Here is a 21,609-nt window from a genome sequence, read left to right on the forward strand (position 1 = left end):
TCGCTGCTGTCTTAGACTTGCTTTCGGAGGTGATCCATGAGGGCAAGTCGCTGTATGGCGTTTTTCCTCGCAGGCTGGACACTGTTGGCCTGCGCACAATTGCCCGAAGTTGATTCGGACCAGGCCAAATCGCGTGCCAGCGCGGTACCGGAGATCGTCACCGCCAAAGGCAAGCTGCCACGCCAGACCACCGAGCAATTGCTGAAAAAGCGATGGGCCAAATCCACGCTGGACTTGAAGGGCCAGGCGGCGCTTGAAGAAGCGGCGACCGGCGTGCCCCTGATCGCCGGCAACAAGGTGCAATTGCTGTTCGATGGGCCGCAGACGATGGCGGAGATGATGAAGGCCATCGCGGCAGCCAAGGATCATATCAATTTCGAGACCTATATCTTCGACCAGGATGAGCTGGGCAAGCAGTTCGCCGACCTGCTGATCAAGAAGCAGCGCGAAGGGGTGGTGGTCAACGTGATCTACGACAGCGTCGGCACCATCGGTGTGCCGCAGGAATTCTTTGACCATATGAAGGATGGCGGCATCAAGCTGCTGGCTTTCAACCCAGTCAATCCGGCCAAGGCGCGCGGTAACGGTTGGAAGCTGAATAGCCGCGACCATCGCAAGATGCTGATCGTCGATGGCAAGGTTGGCTTTACTGGCGGCATCAATATCAGCGATACCTATTCCAAGAGTTCGCCATTCCGGGGCGGTATTGGCGGCAGCGGCCCTGGCAGCGGTCCCGGCGGCGGGTCTGGACTTGGCTCGGGCGCCGGCTCGCGCTCGGGCGCCGGCATCGGGTCGGGCGCAGGGTCCGGCGGCGCCAGGGCGCATCCCGCAAGCGATGATGATGTCGGCTGGCGCGATACCCATGTACGCATTGAAGGACCGGCCGTGCAGGCCATGCAGTGGCTGTTCGTGCAGGCATGGATTGAGCAGGATGCGGACGATCTGCGCGATGCAAAATACTTCTCGCAAGTGGCGCCGGCGGGCGACAAGGTGGTGCGGGTGCTGGGCTCCCGGCCCGAGGGCCGCTTTGAGATCTATAAAGCATTGCTGCTGGCGATGCAGGAGGCAAAGAAGTCGATCCATATCACCTGCGCCTATTTCGTGCCGGATGACCAGACCATGGAGGCGCTGACCAATGCCGCGAGGCGCGGTGTCGATGTACAGCTCGTCCTGCCCAGCGTGTCGGACAGCGGGCTGGTGTTCCATGCAGGGCGGGCGTTCTACCAGCCTTTGCTGGAAGCGGGTGTGAAGATTTATGAACTCAAGCTGTCGGTCTTGCATGCCAAAACGGTGGTGATCGACGGCGTCTGGTCTACCGTCGGCTCCACCAACCTTGACCGGCGCAGCTTCCTCCACAACAGCGAAGTCAACGTGATCGTCATGGGCGATCTGTTTGGACTCGAGATGGAGAAGGCGTTCAAGGAAGACCTGCACAATTCCAAGGAAGTGACGCTGGTGGATTGGAACAAGCGGCCCATCTCCAACCGCCTCAAAGAATGGCTTGCCCGCGTGTGGGACTACTGGCTCTGATCTTTGATATCCATCAAACCGCAGTGTGCCTTTCGGCCTAGGCTGAAAGCACCATGAATGACCGCAAACCGCCCACCTCGCTTGACAAGCCCCAGCCTGGCGATGAACATGCAGGTATCCCCATGCGCGTAATCAGGCTGGAGGGTGATGGTGGAAGAAGTCATTCTAAAGCTCGACAAGCTCGACCTGAAACTCAATAAGCTGGACAAAAAAGTCGACGATGGGCTGGAAAAGCTTAACGACAAGATCGATAGTGGACTGGAAAAACTTAACGACAAGATCGATAGCGGACTGGAAAAGCTTAACGACAAGATCGATAGCGGACTGGAAAAGCTTAACGACAAGATCGATAGCGGACTGGAAAAGCTTAACGACAAGTTCGATAGTGGACTGGAAAAGCTCAATGACAAGATCGATGCTGGGCAGGAAAAACTCTACGACCGGATCGACTCGAACCAGAAGGAGTGGCTTAACCAGTTCGCCAAGATCTATTACATGCTCGTTATGTTTTTGATTGCGCTGATTGGCGGCCTGCTCGCCTTGCTGGCGAAGGCTGTTGGTGTTTTTTAGCTCGCGGGACGCCAGATGTCGCCCTGGCGGCGGAAGATGTCGGTGGCGGCGAGGGTGAAACCGGTGCTCTCGTTCCAGCCGTAACGCTCGACCTGGATTTGGTCGTGCTGCACGCGCAGCACATTGAATGAATTTGTTTCGCCGCGACTGCGGGTCGACGTCGCTGTGCCAGCCTGGACTACCAACGCGGCGTAGCCGTCTATTTCATAGCGCTCGGAAGTATTGTGGCTGTGGCTGGTATGCAGGTGCCCTGCCAGCAGCAGGTCCACGCCGCAGCGCGCGAATGTCTCCATCGCCATTGGCGCACGGTCCACGATATCGTCATTGTCCTTATGCGGCGGCAGGTCGAAGGGATGGTGCGTCACCACCACCCGCGTGAGACTGCCCGACAGGCGCGAGAAGCGTTGCCGCAGGTATTCCACCTGGCGCCGGTTGACGCGGCCATCCTTGAAGGTCAGCGAACGTGCCGTGTTCAAGCCCAGCACGGCAATTTCATCGTCCACGAACTCCGGCGCCAGGTCGCGCGTGATATAGCGGCGGTATTTGACCAACGGCTGGAAGAAGCGTGCTGCCACGTTGTACAGGGGGATGTCGTGATTGCCCGGCACCACGATCTGCGGCGTGGGCAAGGTGTCGAGGTAATGCCGTGCCTGGCGGAACTGGGCGCTGCGGGCGCGCTGGGTCAGGTCGCCGGACACCACCACCACGTCCGGCCGCAGATCACCGATCAATTCGCGCAAGGGCGCCAACAACGCATTGTCGACGCGGCCGAAATGCAAATCGGAGATATGGACCAGGGTTCGCATTAATCCTCCTGAGGTCGCGGCACGATCACCGGCAAGGCGGCCGGGCGGATCCGGTAACGCAAAGGCGGCGCCATCACGGATACCTCACCGTCGGTCGCCACCCGCAGGCGGCGGTGGCGGGTTTCGATCATCATTTCGCCGGCCTGGAACACGTGAAACTCGCGCGACTGCCGCAGCCGTCCGAGCAAAGCCCGCAGGGCCAGCTTCAGCAAGCCAAAGCGGGTCGGCCGCTGGGCCACATACACACTCAGCATGCCGCCGTCGATGCGGGCCCGCTCGCCGATATTGAAGCCCTGCATATGGTATTCATTATTACCGATGAAGACGAAAGGCGTGCGCCGCGCATGGCCTTGCTCGCCCAAAGTCAGGCGCACGCTGAGGAAAGGATAACGCCGCAGCGCGGCCAGTGTCGCCCAACCGAATGCCGTCCACTTGCCCCGGCCGAGGCGGCGCTGCTGCCGCTGGCGATCGCGCACGATATCCGGATACAGCCCGAGGCTGGAGTTATTCAGGAAGACGCGGCCATTCACCTCCCCTACGTCCACGCGCGCCACATGGCCAGCCGCCAGCGTGGCAACTGCCGCGTCCAGCTGGGGCGGGATGCGCAGGTCGCGCGCAAAGTGGTTCAGCGTCCCCATGGGAAGCACGCCGAATACGGCGCCGCTATCCAGCACCACCGAGGCAACGGCGTTGATGGTGCCGTCGCCGCCGCCTGCCACTACGATCGGCGCGCCGGCAGCCAGTGCTGCGCGTGCCGCCTCCATCAGGTGATTGACGTCCGCCGCCAGGGTAATGTCGGCATCCAGCCCATGGCTGGCAAGCCGTGCGGCCAGCGACTCGCGCCATGCCTGGCCATATCCCAGGCCGGCGCCGGCGTTGATGATCACAGCCATGCGGCTCACAGGCGCTCCCGGTGCCGGCGCAGGCTGGATACCGCCGTCACGCAGATCGCCAGCCAGCCCAGTCCTTCAGCCACCGCCGCCAGGACATCGGTCAGGTAATGCACGCCAAGATAGACGCGGCTGAACGCCACCAGCGCAATCATCAGCAACGCGCCAACGGCCAGCGCGGCCCGCTGGGCGCCGCTGCGCGCATGCGTCCACAGGTAGCAAGCCAGCGCGCCATAGAACACGGTCGCTGCCAACGTATGGCCGCTGGGGAAGCTGTAGGTCGGCAACGTCAGCAGCGGCGCCTCAAAGCTGGGGCGCACGCGCTGGTAGCTGTGCTTGAGCAGCACATTCAGCACCATGCCCGGTGGCACGGATAACAGCACGGCCAGCAGCCAGTAATGCGCCTGCCGCCGCCAGAGGTGCCAGGCAAACAGCAGGGTCAGGAAAGCAATGCCCGCCACGCTGTGCAGGTGGCTGACTGCCAGCATCAGCGTCGTCCAGGGTTCAGTGGCGCGGGCGTGCAGCCATTGCGAGACACTGATATCGAAGGCAGCCAGGCGCGCCCCCGGCCCCACCGCGGCCCCGGCAATGGCGTGGAACACGGCAGAGGCCACGATCAGCAGGGCCAGCCCGGCCACAAGGTGCAAAGGAAGTCGGATCGTATCTCTCATACAACGCTTAATAAAAAAACCTGATCTTTCATCCAGTACTGTTGATTCATACAGTATTTGTGCTATTCTAATCACTCGTTAAACACACATCACAGCACAAGGAATTCGTCATGACCACTATGCACAGCACCTTCGGCTCCCGCTTTGGCCTGGAATATGCCCCTATGTCTTTCCTGGTTCGCTTCGGCAAACGCGAAGTGCTGGTGTGCCGTGACTTCCGCAAGCGCTTCTACGCTGTGAACCCGATCATCGAGTGCGACACCGGCGTTCAGCCTGGCCACCTGGAAGTTCTGCTGTTCAGCCGCTGGCTGCTGATCTTCTCCAAGGCCCACTAAGCTTCAGTCTCGCATAGCTGTTCATACCGAGCGCGCAAGTAGTCGCGCAAACGAATCACGACGGGCGTGACCTGCGAGCGGTGCATGCAAACCAGCTGTAATGGCACCTCTTCACCCATTACATCTGGTAGCAGCAAACGCAAGCGACCGGCTTCAAGGTCGGCGGTCACGTCCAGCCGTGATTTGTAGGCAATACCCAATCCCGCTACCGCCCAGCGGCGCACCAGGTCGGCATCATCGCTGCTGCGATTGCCCCTGACCTGCACCACTTTGTCCTGGGCGGGGAAAGCCCAGCGGTCATACAGCATGTCATCCAGGGCGAAGCGCAAGCAGTTGTGCTGTGCCAGCTCGTCCAGGTTGGACGGCGAACCGTTCCGGCGCAGGTAGTCCGGCGATGCCACCAGCGCACGCCGGTTGCCGGGTGCAATGGGCATGGCCACCAGGCTGGAATCATCGAGCTTGCCATAACGCAGGGCCAGGTCCACTGGCTGGCGATACATGTCCGCGACCCGGTCGCTGACAAACAGCTGCAGGCTGATGGCCGGATACTCGGCCTGGAACCCGTCCAGCCATGGCAACAGCACATTGCGGCCCACGTCCGATGGCATCGAAATCTTCAGCAGGCCAGCCAGTTCCTGCTGGCCCTGCCTGATCGCCTCATGCCCTTCGCGCAATTGACGCACCGCTTCACGTGCATGGCGCAGGTAATGCTCGCCTTCCGCCGTCAGGCGCAGCGAACGGGTGGTGCGGGCAAACAGGCGCAATTGCAATCCGTCTTCCAGCCGCTTCAGGGCCGCACTGGCCAGGGCCGGCGATATGTCCAGCGAACGTGCTGCCGCCGACAGGCTGCCACGATCGGCCGTATTGACGAAGACTTCCAGGTCATCCAGGCGCAACATTTTCAGCATTCCTTTGAAAGTGTTTCCATAATTTTAGTCTTTTTCTTGAAGCTGTGATGTTCGAAGATACCGACATCACCACTTCTTACGAAAGACGTCACCATGAAAGCTGTTGCCTACCGCGCCTCCCTGCCGATCGACCACGCCGATGCGCTGATCGATATCGAACTGCCTGCACCGGTTGCCAGCGGCCGCGACCTGCTGGTCGAGATCAAGGCTGTGTCCGTCAATCCGGTCGACACCAAAATCCGCCTCAATGTCGGCCCTGCCGAAGGCGAAAGCAAGGTGCTGGGCTGGGATGCCACCGGCATCGTGCGTGCGGTCGGTCCCGAAACCAGCCTGTTCAAGCCGGGCGATGAGGTCTGGTATGCCGGCGCCCTTGGCCGTCCTGGCACCAATGCCGAACTGCACCTGGTCGACGAACGCATTGTCGGCCATAAGCCATCCAGGCTCAGTTTCGCCGAAGCGGCCGCCCTGCCCCTGACTGCCATCACGGCCTGGGAATTGCTGTTCGACCGCCTGGGCGCCAGCCGCGACAAGGCGCGCGAAGCCGGCAAATCCCTGCTGGTAACAGGCGCCGCGGGCGGCGTCGGTTCCATCCTCATCCAGCTGGCGCGTCAATTGACGGGACTGACCGTGATCGGCACGGCCTCGCGCCCTGAAACTGCTGAATGGGTCGAGTCGCTGGGCGCGCACCACGTCATCGACCACAGCAAGCCACTGGATGAAGAAATCCGTCGCCTGGGCCTGCCGCCCGTCAATTACATCGCCAGCCTGAACGAAAGCGAACACCATTTCAGTGCCCTGGCCGAGCTGGTGGCGCCGCAAGGCAAACTGGCCCTGATCGACGATCCGGCCCATATCGACGTGCGCCTGCTGAAACGCAAAAGCGTGTCGCTGCATTGGGAATTCATGTTCACGCGCTCGATGTTCGAAACTGACGACATGGCGCAACAGCACGCCCTGCTGAACGACGTGTCGCGCCTGGTGGATAGCGGTGTGCTGAAAACCACACTGGGTGAGCGTTTCGGCGCCATCAATGCGGCTAATCTGAAACGCGCGCACGCCCTGCTCGAAAGCAATCGCGCACGCGGCAAGATTGTATTGGAAGGCTTCTAAGCTTCGGCTGCGGTGCGCACAGCGTGTGCCGCCGCGCTTGCCTCACCCGCCAATTCGATCGCATGCTGCTGCTGGCGAATCGCCAGTGCGCGGCGATCGTGCGTGTCGACCAGGTCGATCAAGGATTGCGAAACGCTGCATGCGTCTTCGACCGTTGCGTCGAAGCGGTCGCGGCCGCGTTTAAGCATGGGCGACTCGTAGCCCACCGCGCTGAACATGTCGCATATTTCCGCGCACAGGTCACAGAGCGTGCGCATCGAATCGCAGGCGCCTTCGATGTCGGCGCGCATTTTACGGTCGAGGTCGATAAACTCGGTGCGAGCACAATCATGGGCCGACAATTCCGAGACCGTGCTTTTCCAGCGCTGGATGCGCCCAATGATGCGGCTGATGTTGATATTTTTCTGGCGCAGGATCAAGGCGTACTGGCAGGCCAGCAGCGCCAGCGGCAGGCAGGCCAGGAAGGCCGGCATGCCCGCACGCCGCAAATTCGTTTCCATTTTTTTGCAGCGGCGCAGGATTGCACCGATATTGCTGCCAAGGGATTGGTTGCGCATGGCCGTCCTCCCGACGATCCGCCGTGCGAAGGCATGGCGCGACAAGCCAAGTATAGGCAGCGCTGCGCCGGAGCGACCGTGCCCAGGGTTGATGCAGATTAAAGGTGCAGCGATTAAGCGCCGTTGAGCCAGGTTTGCTCGTGGGCCCGTTCGCGGCGGCGGCGCTCGGCTGGGGAGTCGAAGTCGCGCAGGAACTGGACGTGCTTGCGTTCCAGCGCCAGCATCTCGCGCTCGAGCGAATCAATTTCGGCGCGATCGGTCGAGTGATTCATGTAAGTGGCGCGTTCGCGCTGGATACGCTCCTGCTCGTCCTGGATGGTTTGCAAACGCCCTTCGCAACGCTGCACGGTGCGGCGCAGCTTTTCCGGCGTCAGGCCCTGGTCGCGCAGGTCGGTCTGCACCGCCAGGTCGCCGCGCACGGCATGGGTGCGCTTTTGCAGTTCGGCGATTTCCGCGTTGACTTCATCGATGGCCTGGGTGTCCTTGGCCGCATAGGCGCTGCGGCGGCGCTCGCCCAGCAGGGCCATTTCCGCTTCCAGCACCTGGTATTCATCGCGGAATGGGCGTTCGAAATTGCCTAATTGGGTAAGGCAGGACTCGAGCTGCTTCTCCAGTGTCACCACCTCGAGCTGCAGCTTGGCGATCGGCATGTCAAAGCGGCGCTGGGCACGCTCCTCCATTGCCTTGTTGGCGGCCAGCAGGCGCGCCTCGAAGCGCACGGTCGAAAACTTCTTGCGCGCCTCCTCCTCATGGGCGGCACGCAGCCTGCGCTCGTAAGCGCGGTAAGCCGCGGGCATGCGCAGCTTGCGATACCAATTTCGAATCCAATTCCACATAGGCAGGAATATAGCCTAGGCTGCGCCGCGTGTCATGTCTGCCAGCGCCGGGACCAGCAAGGATGCGACAGCAATCGCGTTGCTGCTGTGCGGCACAGTGTCGCAGCTCGCGGTGCGCGCCACGCCGGCGGCTTGCAGGTCTTCGAAGGCAGTTGCGGCGAACAGCGGGTGGACCGCGACGCAAACGGGCGGCGGCAGGCCGGCCCGGCGTACATGGCCGACAGCGGCAATCATGGTGCGGGCGGTGGATGCGATATCGTCAACGATGACGGGAGTGTGGTGCTGCCAGCGTCCGGTGTCCGGCACCGAGACTTCCACATCGTGGTCGCCGCGGCGCACTTTTTCCAGCACGATGCAAGGGCAGCCGGCGCCGCGAGCCACCTCGGAGGCCCATTGCTCGCTCTCGGCATCCGGCCCGATCACCAGCGGCTGGGGCACATTGGCCGCGATCCATTGCGATATGGCCGGAGCGGCGCGCACCACGCGCGTTGGGATGGTATAGATTTCGGCCAGGTCGTGGTGGCGGTGCAAATGGGGGTCGATGGTCACCATCCAGTGGAACACGCCAGACAGCAGCCGCGCGAAATGGGCCGAGGTAATGCCTTCACCCGGATTGAAGATGGCATCGTGCCGCATATAAGCCAGGTAAGGGGCCGCCAGGCCGACGCTGGCGGCGCCCAGGTCGCGCGCGATGCTGGCGGCAAAGTACAGCGGCATGAAACGGTCGTCAGGCCGGTCAAGGGTGCAGACCAGGACTACCTGGCGCCCTTTCACTTCCGAGTGGTAGCGCACGTAGGATTCGCCGTCCGGGAAGCGCCGTACTTGCAAGCGCCCCTGCTCCCAGCCTGTCAATGCCGACAATTGCTCTGTCATTGCTTCATTGCCGGGCAGGGCGAACAGGATAGGCGTCATGGCGATCTCCTCAAAGTAGTGACTTTTATTCTAGCTCCCGGTCCGGGATTTGCGCAATTCAAGCATCATTTTTGACAACCTGTCGCAATCTTTGGGCGGCTAATGGTGGTAGCAGCCAGAATCGTCCCCGTTATCAAACTGGAGACATGCATGCCTTTGAACCGTTGCACCCTGCCTGCGCTGGCACTGGCGCTGGCAAGCGCCCAAGCGCATAGCGAAGCCGTGCTGCAGGATTTTTCCGGCCATAAGATTGAGGTCCTGAAGATCACCAAGCCCGGCGCCCCGGCCACCGTGGTCTTCGAAAATGGTTCGCGCATCACCCTCGACAAATGGGACAAGGTGATCCTGGAAGTGGCCAAAGAGGCGACCGTGTTCGCCTACAACCGCCCGGGCTACGGCAAGAGCGACAAACCATCCACGCCGCGCAACGGCAAAACCGTGGTTGAAGAACTACGCCAGCTGTTGCAGCAGCAAGGCTTGCAGCCGCCCTATGTCCTGGTTGGCCATTCCCTCGGCGGCCTGTACATGCAGTTGTATGCGCGCGCCTATCCGCAGGAAGTCCAGGGCGTGGTGCTGGTCGACGCGGTCTACCCCGGCATCATCAAAAAGCCGGAGGACTTTCCTTTCATGACGCGTATGGCCAAGTACCTGTTCCTGAATTCGGCGATGGAAGCGGAAGTCGACCAGATCCACAGCACCGGCCAGGCCGTGCTGGCGATGCCGTGGAACGACGAGATCCCGATCGTGCGCCTGTTCAACGTGCCCAAGTCAGCCGGCGCGGTAGCGGTCGACCTGGGCACTGTCAATGAGGACGAGCAGACCCGCACCATGGTCAAGAACATGTACCCGAAATCCTGCAAGGTGATCGTGGATTCCGATCACCAGATGCAGCAGGCTAATCCCGAAGTGGTGGTCAACGCTATCCACGACGTGATCAGCGCCCGCGACAGCAAGCGTCAGCCGGCCTTGCGCTGCACCTGATCCGGTTCAGCCGTGGTACGCGCTTCTTCATGATGGAAAGGCGCGTACCAGGTCACAACGAAGGATGGCACAGTCGCCGCCATCACCAGCCAGAAATAGCTGACATAGCCCATGGCCTCCTGCAGGTGGCCGCTGACCATGCCGGTCAACATGCCGCACATCCCCATCAAGCCGGTGCCGAAGGCGTAGTGGGTGGTGGTGTATTTGCCGGGGGCGAGCTGTTGCATCAGGTAGATCATGAAGCCCACAGAACCGAAGCCGAAGGAGAACTTCTCCACCACCACGCCGGCGCCGATCACCCACAGGTTCGATGGCTGGAAGATCGCCATCAGCAGGAAGGTGGCGATCGGGATGTTCAGCACGCAGCACAGCGTGAACAGCACCGGTTTCAGTCCGCGCTTTGCCACGTACCAGCCGCCGATCAGGGAACCTGCCAGTACAGCCAGCAGGCCGTATGTGCCATAGACGATGCCGAGCAGTTCGTTCGACATGCCAAGCCCGCCCTTCTCGACCGGGTCCACCATGAAGAAGGGACCGATCTTTTCCAGCAGGCCAATCGACACGCGATACAGCAGTGCGAAGGCCACCATGGTCCACACGCCGCGCTTTTCAAAGAAGGTCTTGAAGGCGTCGCGCAGGATGAAGCCCGCTTGCGCCAGGTTTTCCGGTGTATCGGCCGCACGCGCGCCATCCGGCATCGCGCGCCAGTGCCAGGCCGTAATCGCCAGCAGCAGGATCGCCACGGCAACGAAGACAATGCGCCAGGCGCCAAGCCAGTCCATGCCATAGTCGGAATGCAGGCGGCCGCTCAGGTAGACCAGCACGCCGGAAGCCACCACCGGACCAATGTTCCAGCTCAGGCTTTGCACGCCGCAGTACAGCGACTGGCTGCGCGAACTGAGCGAGGTGACGTAGACGCCGTCGCTGGCGATGTCCATGGTGGCCCCGATGAAGGACATGATCCAGAACAGCGCCATCATCAACGCCATCGAGCCCGGCATGCCCATCACCAGGGCCACTGCGCCGAAGCCCAGGCCAAGCAGCAACTGGGTGACCAGCACGAAGAACTTCTTGGTGCGGTACATTTCCACCACCGGAGCGAACAAGGGCTTGATGGTGTAGGCCAGGATCAGCATGCTCGAATACTGCGCCGCGCGGCCATTGTCCATGCCCAGGTTCTTGAACATGATGGACGTGACGCTGGTCAGCATCATATAGCCCATCGCCATTGCGAAGTAGCCGGTGGGCACCCACTGCAGCGGCGAGCGGTTCATGAGCGCTGCACCTTGACCAACTCGCGGTACCAATGCGCGCTGTCCTTCAGCGTGCGCTTTTGCGTGGCGTAATCGACATGGACGATGCCGAAGCGCTTGGCGTAGCCGGAATCCCATTCGAAGTTATCGAGCAGGCTCCACATGAAGTAGCCTTGCACATCGACGCCTTGCTCCATGGCGCTGGCCAATGCATCGAGGTGGCGCGAGATGAAGGAAATTCGCTCCTCGTCGTGGTCCGGCGTGCTGCTGGCCATGCCGTTCTCGGTGATGTAGATCGGCGGCAGCTCATACTCGCCCTTCAGCTTGAGCAGCAATTCGGTCAACCCCTGCGGATAAATTTCCCAGCCCATTTCGGTGCGGCCGTTTTCCAGCGGCGGCGTGCGCGGCGGATCTTCGGCGCTGCAGAAAGCGCGGAAGTAGTAGTTCACGCCAAGGAAGTCGATCGCCTGGTGGATGGCGGCCATGTCTCCCGCCTCGATTTGCGGGGCATTGGCGCCGTGGTGGCGCAGCGCCAGTTCCGGATAGCGGCCTTTGAAAATTGGGTCCATGAACCATTGTACCGAACGTGCGTATTCCACCTCGGCCAGCGCGCGGTCAGCATCGCTATCGGTGGCCGGGTCGGCGGTCCACTGGTTCAGCACAATGCCCAGCTTCGCCGTCGAACCGACGGCGCGCATGGCGCTCATTGCCAGGCCGTGCGACAGCAGCAGGTGGTGCGAAACCTGGACGGCGGCCTTGGCGTCGCGTACGCCCGGCGCAAACTGGCCGTTGCCGTAGCCAAGGTTAGCGGTGCACCATGGCTCGTTATGCGTCGCGATGCTGGCCACGCGATTACCGAAGCGGCGCGCCACTTCAGCCGCGTATTCGGCGAAATATTCGCAGGTGGCACGATTCAGCCAGCCGCCCTCTTCCTGCAGGGCCTGCGGCAGATCCCAGTGGTACAGCGTGACGTAGGCCTGCTTGCCTTTTTCCTGCAAGGCAGTGATCAGGCGGTCGTAGAAGGCGAAGCCGGCTTCATTCCAGGCGCCCTTGCCATCCGGCTGCACGCGCGACCAGGCGATGGAGAAGCGGTAGGCATCGACGCCGAGGGAGTCGATGATGTCGACGTCCTCGCGATAGCGATGGTAGTGATCGCAGGCGACGCTGCCGTCGCTGCCATCCTTGATCTTGCCGGGCGTATTGCAGAAAACGTCCCAGATAGAGAGGCCTTTGCCGTCCTCCTGGTTGGCGCCCTCGATCTGGAAGGCGCTGGTGGCTACGCCCCAGAGAAATTCGGGCGGCAGGCGTGTGTCTTTCATTCTTGATTTCGCAGGTAAAAGCTTAGGGATGGCCTGCCCCGGGGGACGAGGCAGGCCGCGTTGCGACGGGCTTAGAAGTCGATGCCCGCGTTAACACCGATGGTGCGTGGAGGCAGGTACTGAGCCACCCACACGTTGGCGCCGTTCATGGCGCTGGTCTTGATGCGTTTGTCGCCAACGTTACGTACGAAGGCATCCACCCAGAACTGCTTCGGTCCCTGGTAGCGCAGGCCGAGGTCAAACTTGGTGTAAGCAGCTTGCTGGTCTTCCGGACCCATATTGAAGATCGACAGCTCGGACTTGGTTTCGTAGTGCGCCGAGACGCGCGGGACCAGCGTGTCGCCGTTCGCCAGGCGGAAGGTGTGCTGGTAGTTCAGGTGGGCCGAGAACTTTGGCGCGTGCGGCATGATGTTGCCGGTGACGTTCAGGCAGTTCGAGTTCAGGTCCGGGCAGAACGGCAGCGAATAGTCGTTGGAACCGGCGATCAGGAAACCCAGCTTGGTATGGGTGTAAGCCAGCGCCAGCGCCAGCTTGTCGTCCGGCGACAGCTTGGCCTGGATTTCCGACTCGAAGCCCCACACCTTGGCGCCGTCCACATTGCTGGTGACGAAGGTATGCGACCCGTCCGGATTGGTGACCGGAGAGCTGAACTGGAAGTCCTTGAAGTCCTCGTAGTACAGCGCATTGTTGATGCGCAGTGCGCCGCCCAGGAAGGAGCTCTTGCTGCCGATCTCGTAGTTGGTCAGGGTCTCCGGATCGTAGGTACGGCCGCCGTCCTGCAGGCCGCCGGCCTTGTAGCCGGTAGCGACGCTGGCGTACAGCATGTGGTTCTTGTCGATGTCGTAGCTCAGGCGCGCCAGACCGGTGGTCTTGCTGCCTTTGTAGCGGCCATCGTTGGATGGCACGCTCGGGTTGTAACCCTGGCCCGGCTTGGTCGGATCGATGCTCGGGCTCAGTGGAACCTGCGGCGCCGCTGGATCGCTGTTCCATGTATAGCCGTTACCGCCTTCATTGGTGCGCTTGTCCGAGGTATAACGCAGACCGCCGGTCAAATGCATACTGCCGACGTTCCAGGTGGCCTGGCCGAATACTGCGCGCGAATCCACCGTTTCTTTCGGCTGGATGAAGGAACCTTGCCATGCCACGCTGCCCTGCTGGGTGCCGTGCATGATCGGGATGTCGAAGCGGATGCCATTGTCTTCCGCCGCGTAATACGCGCCCAGCTGCCAATCCACTTCTTTCTGGCCGACCGATTGCAGTTGCAGTTCATGGCTGTTGCTGCTGTATTTCGACCAGACGGTGTTGTTGGCCTGGTAGTCGCCGCCGGTGGTGAAGCTGGTTGGCAGCACGCGTCCGCCGTCCTGGTCATAGGTGGACGAGCCGGAGAACTTCGAATGGCCTGCAATATAGCTCAGCGACATGTCCGGGCTCACAGCGTATTCCAGGCGGCTGCGGAAGGTGTTCACATTACGGTGCAGGAATGGCGCGGTGTCGATCAGGGCCGACCACTCGTCCTGGCCGGCGCGCGGCGTCTGCATCAGGTTCATGTTCGGGGTGCCGCGGTCCTGGAAGCGCTCATAGGAGATATTCCACTTCAGGCGATCGGTCGGCTGGTACAGCCAGCTCACGCGCACACCGCTCTGGTTCTGCGCGTTGTAGCGCGGTCCGTTGACGACGTACTGGTTCGGGTTAATCGGCTGGAACTTGGCAGGATCGCCGCCGCCGGCCAGGAAGGCCGCCTGCTGGGAAGCGAGCGAGAGGTTCGGGAAAGTCTGGTACTTCACATATCCGTCGTGCTGCTCGTGGATGACGGCCACACGCAGGGCGGAGTTGTCGCCGGTCGGCACGTTCAGGGCCGCGCGGGCGCCGAGGCGGGCGTAATCGCCGATACCACCGGAAACGCTGCCCGAGAATTCTTTCAGTTTTGGCTTGACGGTCTGCATATTGACCGCGCCGACGGTGGAGTTGCGGCCCCACAGCGTGCCTTGCGGGCCGCGCAGGACTTCAATCGCTTCCACGTCGAACAGCAGCGCGGTGGCGCCTTCCGGACGCGGCGAGTAGATGCCGTCCACGAAGAAGGCTACTTCCGGATCAGCATATTCGGTCTTGGCAGAGTCGTTACCGATACCGCGCATGGTCATGGTGATGACGCCGTGATCGCCCTGGCCGGTGGCCTGGAAGCTTGGCACCAGGTTGGTCACGTCCTGGATGGTTTGCACGTGTGCATCTTCAAGCGCCGCGGCATCCAGCGCGGTAACGGCCACCGGGGTCTTTTGCAGCGAAGTGGTGCGTTTGGTCGCCGTGATCAGCACTTCCGGCACGACGGTGGATTCGGTGTTGGCGGCAGGCGCGGCAGGGGCTTGCTGCGCGGTAGCACTATTGGCGGACGCGACCAGGGCCAGCACCCCGATCTGGATTGCAGAAAACTTCATGTTGTCTCCGGGTTGTTGTTGTGAAAACGATTTCTTATTGCTTGAAAACGTTTTCATGGTACATTTTTAAAAAATAAGAAGTCAACAATTTTTTTAAGGAGACGACAAAAATGGTACCGATTCCAACACGGCGCATACTCATCGTTGGCGGCGGCAGCGCAGGATGGCTGTGCGCCGCTTACCTGGCCAAGATGTTCGGCGACAGCAAGGAAATCACGCTGGTGGAAGCACCTGAAATCGGTGCCATCGGCGTAGGAGAAGGCAGCTTCCCGTCCCTGCGCGCCACGCTGGCGGCGCTCGGCATTCCCGAAGCCGAATTCGTGCGCGAATCGAGCGCAACCTTCAAGCAAGGCATCACCTTCCAGAACTGGCTGTATGGCGCCGACCACTACTTCCATCCGTTCTCGATGCCGAGCCAACGCCCTGGCGCACCGGAACTGCTGCCCTACTGGCTGCAAGGCCTGGCCGGCGACACGCCGTTCGCCGAAGCAGTCACCATGCAAAAGCGCGTGGTGGATGCGCAACGGGCTCCGAAACGCCCCGGCGACAGCGACTACAACGGCCCGTTGAATTATGCCTACCACTTCGACGCCGCCCGCTTTGCTGCACTGCTGTCCAAACACGCCCGCAAATCTGGCGTGCGCCATATACAGGACCATGTCGAAGGCGTACAACTCGACCTCGAAGGCGCCATCGCCAGCATCCAAACCCGCGAGCACGGCGCACTCACGGCCGACCTGTACATCGACTGCTCCGGTTTCCGCGCCCTGCTGATCGGCGGCGCGCTTGGCTCGCGATTCCACAGCGTGAGCGACGTACTGTTCTGCGATACAGCGCTGGCCGTGCAAGTGCCCCACCCTGCGCCCGACACGCCAATCGCCTCCGCCACCATCTCCACCGCGCACGAAGCCGGATGGACCTGGGACATCGGCCTGCAGGAACGGCGCGGCATCGGCTACGTTTATTCGAGCCGCCACACCAGCGACCAACGCGCCGAACAAGTGCTGCGCGCCTACGCCGGCCCCGCTTCCAATGGCCTGAACGTGCGCAAGATCCCCATGCAGGTCGGTTATCGCGAACAGCATTGGATCAAGAACTGCGTGGCAATCGGCCTTGCGGGCGGCTTCCTCGAACCACTGGAGGCGTCCGGCATCGGCTTGGTGGAAACGGCGGTCCAAATGCTGGGCGCACTGTTCCCGCATAACGGTGAAATGGCCCCGCTGGCGCGCCACTTCAACCAGTTCATGAGCGAACGCTATGCCCGCATCGTCGACTTCATCAAACTGCACTTCTGCCTGAGCCAGCGCCGTGAGCAGTTCTGGATCGACAATTGCGACCCCGCCACCTGGACCGACAGCCTGCGCGACAAACTCGCCATGTGGCGCTGCCGTCCACCACAGCGCATGGATTTCCTGACTGATTTCGAAATGTACCCGCCCTCCAGCTGGCAGTACATCTTGTATGGGATGGACTTCCCCAAAGCGATGCCGCCCATTCCCGGACTCGAACTGATGGCCGACGCAGCGCGGCAGGAATTCGCCAATATCGCCGAAGTTTCAGCCCGTGCGGTGGCGGATTTGCCCGACCACCGTGCCTTTGTAAGCCAGCTATGCCGGCATGAAAACGCTTTCAGAAACGACTTTCATGCAATTCGTGCAACAGTGAACCGCTGAGCGCTTGCTGCTGCCAAGTTCTATGGTAATCTCCGCTTGAAAAGCATTTCATAATGAGAAACCCCTTGAACGACCACGCCAACACCCCATCGCCAGCCACGCTAACCGACGTCGCCCGCCGCGCGGGAGTTTCCCCCAGCACCGTATCGCGCATTTTGAACGGCACCGCCAGGGTGGCTGACGACAAACGGCAAGCCGTGCAGGCCGCGATCAGCGAGTTGAATTTCGCCCCCAACCAGATGGCGCAAAGCCTGAAGCACGGTCGCACGATGACGATCGGGATTGTGGTGCAGGATATCGCCTCGCCCTTCTTCGACGAGATCCTGCATGGTGTGGACGATGGGCTGAAAGGCACCGGCTACGCATCGGTGATCGTCAGCGGCCACTGGAATGCCGACGAAGAAGCGGAGCGCATCCGCCTGCTGTTGGCGCGCAAAGTGGACGGCATCATCCTCCTGACAGGCCGCATGACCGATGCAGCAGTGCTGGGTTTCGCGGCCCAGCGCCCCGTCGTTTCGCTGGGCCGCGTGCTGCGCACCAACCGCGCCATCGGCTTCGCGCTCGATAATGAACACGGCGCCTGGCTGGCCGTGCGCCACCTGATCGAAATGGGTCACCGCCGCATCGCCCACTTGGCAGGCCCGGTTGAAAACCGCGACTCGGTGGAGCGCCTGGCGGGCTACAAGCGCGCACTGAAAGAAGCCGATATCCCCTTTGATCCGGCGCTGGTCGTGGAAGGCAACCTGCAGGAAGCCGGCGGCCTGATGGCAATGAATCGCCTGTACGACAGCCAGCATCCCTTCACTGCGGTCTTTGCGGTCAATGACCAGACGGCCTACGGCGCGCGCCTTTTCCTGTACCGCAAAGGCATCCGCGTACCGGACGACGTTTCGCTGGTCGGCTTCGATGACCTGCCCGGCTCCTCCTACACCACCCCGCCGCTGACCACCGTCCGCCAGCCGCTGTACGTGATCGGCCAGACGGCAGTGCAGTCCATGCTCGGATTGATCAACGGCGAAGAAGTGGAAGGCACGATCCCGCCGGTGGAGCTGGTGGTGCGCGAGACTACACGGCGCATCCGCTAGTGCTTACGGACGGCGGCGCACCACGTCGCCGCTATCGACCTGTCCTTGCTTGACCTTGAGCCAGCTCTTGCCGGTCAGTCGCTCGAAGTTATTGAATGGTGAAGGCAGCGCATCGGCGTCGAAACCAGGTGCATTCTTCAAGTCATAATGCAGGTGCACCAGGAAGGCATCACCGGAAAAACCCATTTCCCCGACCTTCTGCCCGACCTTCACGGTATCGCCCACCTTGACCGTCACGCTGCCCTGCTTCATGTGGGCCAGCAGGCTGATTTCACCGTTGCCATGGTCGATTTCCACATGGTTGCCCCACATGATGCTCGGGTCGGCGATGAACTGCTCTTTTCCAAACGAAGGCCCTTTGCCCTTGGAATTGTCCGGAATCGTGGCAACTGCACGAACCACTTTACCGCCAGCCGGTGCGAGGATGGGTTTTCCCCAGCCATACCAGTCTTCATTGCGCGAGCCGTCGCCCTTGTACATGCGGCCTTGGTCGTCGGTGGCGACAAAGTCATAGCTGTAGCGCATAAAGTTGCGCTTCCAATTCAGTGCTTGCGCCATCGGATCAAGCAAAGGCAGGCGGCGGTGGTGCCCGTAGAAATCATGGCCGTCGTGCACCAGCACCGCTCCGGCAACTGGTAGCTGCAGCTGCGCTTTCGGCTTGTAGGCGATTGGCGCAACCGGGACTTCAACGGTGTATTTGGTGTCATCGCCCACGTCGAACTTGAAGGTATAGCGCAGGCGGGAGATATCTAGCTCCTGAGCGAATGCAAACAGCGGATTGAAAACCAGCTCCGACTTGCCCGGCTCGATAAAGCGGTTCGGCACCACCAGTACACTGCGGCCAATGGCGCCTACACGGTATTGCGCCACCAGCTTGCCAGCATCGCCCAGCACGGAAACTTCGACTTCACTCAGTTCTACCTTGTCCTGGCTATCATTTTCGACCAGGAAGTCGATGTTCAGTAGTTGCTGGCCCTTGCCCTGCTCAATCAGCGGCTTGGCCGGCGCCACGCTCACATTGATCGGATCAGCCCAGGCCATGCCGGTTGCCAGGGCCATTGCCGTGAAGGCGATGTTATGCAATTTCATTCAGTCCCCCAAAGGTTTTAATAGTGAGGCGACTTTACCCGGCAGCAGGCAGCAAATGCGGGACTTTGCGACGAACTGCACGATTCTTGGCGTGATTGGCGTGGGGAATGTATAATCCAGCCCTCTGGAAGCGTGGCCGAGTGGTTGAAGGCAGCAGTCTTGAAAACTGCCGACGGTTAATCCCGTTCGTGAGTTCGAATCTCACCGCTTCCGCCAAAACCTTCAAAGGAGCCTTACAGCCGTAAGGATCTTTGCATTTCCGGACCGCCTAACTGCATTGCCTCCAGCACGCCAAACAGGATACTTCCTGAACGTGTTGCGGAAACGGTTTCCGCAACTAGGGTACTGGGGCCGTTCAATTCTGCTGCCAAAGGTTAGAGTTCGCCGACTCGGCTCACGCCACCGCCAGAATGCGCAACGACAAATTCGCCTATGTCACCGCGCTCGGGCCGCTCCTTGATCAACGTTATATGCCACTCCTGCAAATAAGTTGGCGCTCTCTCATGTTCTCGCTGGTAGCCTCTCCAAAGCATTAACATGCCTTGCCACGAAACGCATTGCGCATCAAAAAGGCTCGGTAGCAGCTTATTTTGTTGGGAATGATCCCCCCACCGTTCGACACTCAAACGGGGATGGGTTCCCAGGTAAATCAGATTGAGCATGCCAGCGACACCAGGATCGTTTCCGAAATCCCTATCGTGGCGGCGAATGCCATTCTTGCGAAGCTGTCTGATAATACTGTACATGCGTACAGTATATCGTACTTAGGGTTGCCGCGATTTGTGGCTAAGTGCGGGGGCAGTTCTTCCAATTGAAACTCTGAAATTAAAAACGCCCCTGCTAGAGGGGCGCTTCAAAGTTCGATGAGAATGAATTAGGGGATGACAAATGACGTGGTATCCCCTGCTATGAATTGATCAATTAGCAATTCCGCCTCATGGGCGATCTTCTGCTCAAGTTCATCGGCCTTATCTCGCGCAACCGAAGAGCTTTCCATCAGATCCGCTATCTTGTTCTCCATCTTCTTGCCGAGCCGAGGAACTGCCAACGTCGCCACATCTGCAGCCGCGATCTCAGGCACGCTTGAGCCAAAAGCAAATCGAACGATCTGTGGTCTCCCAAGCGTTGGATGTCCCATTACGCACTGCAGATAGCCTTTCCGGTGACCCGAGCGTTCATTGCCAACCGAATGCCGTAGCCGCTCGCAAGATAGTTCTCCGCCTCCATGCGGCGATCTTGTCCCCACAAAATGGAAGCCGGCACAGAACTCCATTTGGCTTCGTGCCACTTCCATTGAGTCGCGTCCTCTCTAGGCGCGCTTAGTCCTGCTCGTTTAGCCATTTTTGGAATGCCTGTGCAATTTGTAGAGTGTTGTCGTCAACAACTTTGCGCTGAGTGCGCTGCTTCTTATACACGGGGCTACCGTCCTCGTATTCTTTGATCGTTTCCTCAACCTCTTCAACTATCTCGTTACCTTTCTTGTCTCGAACGTAGGTCCGATTGGATCGCACTCCATGTGCACCCGGCCACTTGCGATAAATCCGGCCTGAAAACGGGAGCGAACTAATGAGCGCTATGTTTGAGCTCCCGCTACATTCGGAGACCCTTTCGGCAGACGAGCTTATCGATATTTCTGGCAGTACACGCAAGAACGACCAGATCGATTGGCTGAAACGCAATGGATGGGTATTCCACCAAAATAGAGCAGGCTCGCCTGTGATAGGGCGTCTTTATGCACGCATGAGGCTGGCAGGAATCAACCCCACCGCGATCGCTATGAATGATCGCGGCTGGAACCTCGACACTAGCAAAGTACGGTAGAGCATGCGGCCAAAAACTACAGGCTTTCAGCTTCCGCCGCGCATGCTCGCTCGACGCCGGCGCCTGGCGTCGGGGAAAGTTTGGGTAGGCTATTACTACAATGGCTACTCGAACGATGGGAAACGCCAGGAGCTTTCACTCGGGACAGATCTCGCCGCCGCCAAGCGAAAATGGGCCGAACTTGAATGCGCCGAGGTTCCTGTTGACGCGTCGATGATGAAGCATACGTTCGATCAATACGTTCGCGACATTCTGCCGAAAAAGAAGCCATCCACCCAGCGCGAGAATATGCTTTGCTTGTCCCAGCTACGGCCGGTGTTCGATGCTGCACCAATCAACGAGATCCGGCCGCAGGACATTGCCCAATACCGCGATGCGCGGTCGGCGCCAGTTCGCGCGAACCGCGAAATAGCGCTATTGTCACACGTGTTCAACATGGCCCGAGAATGGGGCCACCTGAAGGGCGAAAACCCATGCCGGGGCGTGCGGAAAAACAAAGAGCAGCCACGTGACTTCTATGCAGATTCCGAAGTGTGGGACGCAGTCTACGAAGCCGCTGCGCCGGAATTGAAAGATGCAATGGATCTGAATTACTTAACAGGCCAGCGCCCTGGAGATGTGTTGCGTATGAAGGATTCGGACATTCGAGAAGGCGCGCTCCTTGTGCGCCAAGGAAAAACCAACAAGTTCCTTCGCATCTTACTTCGGCCTAACGGCTCGGAATCTCGAGCCTGTCAGAATTTTCGTGTGAGTCCGGGGTCATGAAATAATACCGAAAGGGATTGTCCATGACCGATGCAATGACCACGAAGAAGCCAAAAACCAAAAAGC

At 60.4% G+C, this 21,609-nt stretch carries 21 protein-coding genes and 1 tRNA gene; 10 read left to right on the forward strand and 12 right to left on the reverse strand.

Annotated features, from left to right (window positions below):
* Positions 1-54: 54 nt before the first annotated feature.
* Complete coding sequence (locus tag ASE26_RS31390) at positions 55-1,530, forward strand: phosphatidylserine/phosphatidylglycerophosphate/cardiolipin synthase family protein (RefSeq protein ID WP_229207241.1); 1,476 nt, start codon at positions 55-57, stop codon at positions 1,528-1,530.
* A 147-nt stretch (positions 1,531-1,677) separates the two neighbouring features.
* On the forward strand, positions 1,678-2,100 hold the full coding sequence (locus tag ASE26_RS07205) for a hypothetical protein (protein ID WP_057245854.1): 423 nt from the start codon (positions 1,678-1,680) through the stop codon (positions 2,098-2,100).
* Here ASE26_RS07205 and ASE26_RS07210 read toward each other — a convergent pair.
* Genes ASE26_RS07210 through ASE26_RS07220 form a run of 3 tightly spaced genes read right to left on the reverse strand, consistent with a single transcriptional unit; the run spans position 2,097 to position 4,467 of the window.
* Complete coding sequence (locus ASE26_RS07210; RefSeq protein WP_057245856.1) at positions 2,097-2,906, reverse strand: metallophosphoesterase; 810 nt, start codon at positions 2,904-2,906, stop codon at positions 2,097-2,099. The two genes, ASE26_RS07205 and ASE26_RS07210, sit on opposite strands and share 4 nt — an antisense overlap.
* Positions 2,906-3,799 carry a diacylglycerol kinase family protein gene (locus ASE26_RS07215; RefSeq protein WP_057245858.1) on the reverse strand — a complete coding sequence of 298 codons (894 nt, stop codon included), beginning with the start codon at positions 3,797-3,799 and terminating at the stop codon, positions 2,906-2,908. Before ASE26_RS07215 ends, ASE26_RS07210 begins: the two co-directional genes overlap by 1 nt.
* 5 nt (positions 3,800-3,804) lie before the next feature.
* Positions 3,805-4,467 (reverse strand): phosphatase PAP2 family protein, encoded by a 663-nt coding sequence (locus ASE26_RS07220; RefSeq protein WP_082591307.1) that lies wholly within the window; start codon positions 4,465-4,467, stop codon positions 3,805-3,807.
* Positions 4,468-4,577: 110 nt separating this feature from the next.
* Between ASE26_RS07220 and ASE26_RS07225 the strand changes: the two genes are divergently transcribed.
* On the forward strand, positions 4,578-4,802 hold the full coding sequence (locus tag ASE26_RS07225) for a hypothetical protein (protein ID WP_055934969.1): 225 nt from the start codon (positions 4,578-4,580) through the stop codon (positions 4,800-4,802).
* Here the strand turns inward: ASE26_RS07225 and ASE26_RS07230 are convergent.
* The gene (locus tag ASE26_RS07230) at positions 4,799-5,701 is read right to left on the reverse strand and encodes a LysR family transcriptional regulator (protein WP_057245893.1); all 903 of its coding nucleotides are present in this window, start codon (positions 5,699-5,701) and stop codon (positions 4,799-4,801) included. The two genes, ASE26_RS07225 and ASE26_RS07230, sit on opposite strands and share 4 nt — an antisense overlap.
* Positions 5,702-5,803: 102 nt before the next feature.
* On the opposite strand from ASE26_RS07230, the gene ASE26_RS07235 reads away from it, so the two are divergent.
* Positions 5,804-6,820 carry a zinc-binding alcohol dehydrogenase family protein gene (locus tag ASE26_RS07235; RefSeq protein ID WP_055934972.1) on the forward strand — a complete coding sequence of 339 codons (1,017 nt, stop codon included), beginning with the start codon at positions 5,804-5,806 and terminating at the stop codon, positions 6,818-6,820.
* Here the strand turns inward: ASE26_RS07235 and ASE26_RS07240 are convergent.
* The 3 genes from ASE26_RS07240 to ASE26_RS07250 form a co-directional block, all read right to left on the reverse strand.
* A complete protein-coding gene (locus ASE26_RS07240; protein WP_055934975.1) occupies positions 6,817-7,377 on the reverse strand; it encodes a hypothetical protein in 561 nt (186 codons plus the stop codon). The genes ASE26_RS07235 and ASE26_RS07240 overlap by 4 nt on opposite strands.
* Before the next feature lie 113 nt (positions 7,378-7,490).
* Positions 7,491-8,174, reverse strand: a complete 684-nt coding sequence (locus tag ASE26_RS07245) for a hypothetical protein (RefSeq protein WP_055934978.1) — start codon at positions 8,172-8,174, stop codon at positions 7,491-7,493.
* 54 nt (positions 8,175-8,228) lie between these two features.
* Positions 8,229-9,125 carry a ribose-phosphate pyrophosphokinase gene (locus tag ASE26_RS07250; protein ID WP_055934981.1) on the reverse strand — a complete coding sequence of 299 codons (897 nt, stop codon included), beginning with the start codon at positions 9,123-9,125 and terminating at the stop codon, positions 8,229-8,231.
* Positions 9,126-9,275: 150 nt separating this feature from the next.
* Here ASE26_RS07250 and ASE26_RS07255 point away from each other — a divergent pair, with 150 nt between their 5' ends.
* Positions 9,276-10,106, forward strand: coding sequence for an alpha/beta fold hydrolase (locus ASE26_RS07255; RefSeq protein ID WP_055934984.1), 831 nt, complete (start codon positions 9,276-9,278; stop codon positions 10,104-10,106).
* Here ASE26_RS07255 and ASE26_RS07260 read toward each other — a convergent pair.
* The 3 genes from ASE26_RS07260 to ASE26_RS07270 form a co-directional block, all read right to left on the reverse strand.
* Positions 10,082-11,380: an MFS transporter gene (locus tag ASE26_RS07260; protein ID WP_055934987.1), complete on the reverse strand. Its 1,299-nt coding sequence runs from the start codon at positions 11,378-11,380 to the stop codon at positions 10,082-10,084. The two genes, ASE26_RS07255 and ASE26_RS07260, sit on opposite strands and share 25 nt — an antisense overlap.
* Positions 11,377-12,678, reverse strand: coding sequence for a GH1 family beta-glucosidase (locus tag ASE26_RS07265; protein WP_055934990.1), 1,302 nt, complete (start codon positions 12,676-12,678; stop codon positions 11,377-11,379). Before ASE26_RS07265 ends, ASE26_RS07260 begins: the two co-directional genes overlap by 4 nt.
* A gap of 71 nt (positions 12,679-12,749) precedes the next feature.
* Complete coding sequence (locus tag ASE26_RS07270; RefSeq protein WP_055934993.1) at positions 12,750-15,110, reverse strand: TonB-dependent receptor; 2,361 nt, start codon at positions 15,108-15,110, stop codon at positions 12,750-12,752.
* Between the two features lie 110 nt (positions 15,111-15,220).
* Between ASE26_RS07270 and ASE26_RS07275 the strand changes: the two genes are divergently transcribed.
* Together ASE26_RS07275 and ASE26_RS07280 are read left to right on the forward strand one after the other, a co-directional pair.
* Positions 15,221-16,783 carry a tryptophan halogenase family protein gene (locus ASE26_RS07275; RefSeq protein WP_057245864.1) on the forward strand — a complete coding sequence of 521 codons (1,563 nt, stop codon included), beginning with the start codon at positions 15,221-15,223 and terminating at the stop codon, positions 16,781-16,783.
* A 53-nt stretch (positions 16,784-16,836) separates the two neighbouring features.
* The gene (locus tag ASE26_RS07280) at positions 16,837-17,868 is read left to right on the forward strand and encodes a LacI family DNA-binding transcriptional regulator (RefSeq protein ID WP_057245866.1); all 1,032 of its coding nucleotides are present in this window, start codon (positions 16,837-16,839) and stop codon (positions 17,866-17,868) included.
* Positions 17,869-17,871: 3 nt separating this feature from the next.
* On the opposite strand, the gene ASE26_RS07285 is transcribed toward ASE26_RS07280, so the two are convergent.
* Positions 17,872-18,957 carry a M23 family metallopeptidase gene (locus tag ASE26_RS07285; RefSeq protein WP_057245868.1) on the reverse strand — a complete coding sequence of 362 codons (1,086 nt, stop codon included), beginning with the start codon at positions 18,955-18,957 and terminating at the stop codon, positions 17,872-17,874.
* Positions 18,958-19,083: 126 nt separating this feature from the next.
* On the opposite strand from ASE26_RS07285, the gene ASE26_RS07290 reads away from it, so the two are divergent.
* A tRNA-Ser gene (locus ASE26_RS07290) sits at positions 19,084-19,173 on the forward strand.
* 658 nt (positions 19,174-19,831) lie between these two features.
* Here the strand turns inward: ASE26_RS07290 and ASE26_RS07300 are convergent.
* A complete protein-coding gene (locus tag ASE26_RS07300) occupies positions 19,832-20,095 on the reverse strand; it encodes a hypothetical protein (RefSeq protein ID WP_156409893.1) in 264 nt (87 codons plus the stop codon).
* Between the two features lie 437 nt (positions 20,096-20,532).
* Here ASE26_RS07300 and ASE26_RS32035 point away from each other — a divergent pair, with 437 nt between their 5' ends.
* Positions 20,533-20,778: a DUF4224 domain-containing protein gene (locus ASE26_RS32035; protein ID WP_373922406.1), complete on the forward strand. Its 246-nt coding sequence runs from the start codon at positions 20,533-20,535 to the stop codon at positions 20,776-20,778.
* Between the two features lie 3 nt (positions 20,779-20,781).
* Positions 20,782-21,543, forward strand: a complete 762-nt coding sequence (locus tag ASE26_RS07315) for a hypothetical protein (protein WP_156409894.1) — start codon at positions 20,782-20,784, stop codon at positions 21,541-21,543.
* Positions 21,544-21,609: the final 66 nt, after the last annotated feature.

The sequence above is a fragment of the Duganella sp. Root198D2 genome, from assembly GCF_001428585.1.
In the GTDB taxonomy this organism is placed as follows: domain Bacteria; phylum Pseudomonadota; class Gammaproteobacteria; order Burkholderiales; family Burkholderiaceae_D; genus Rugamonas.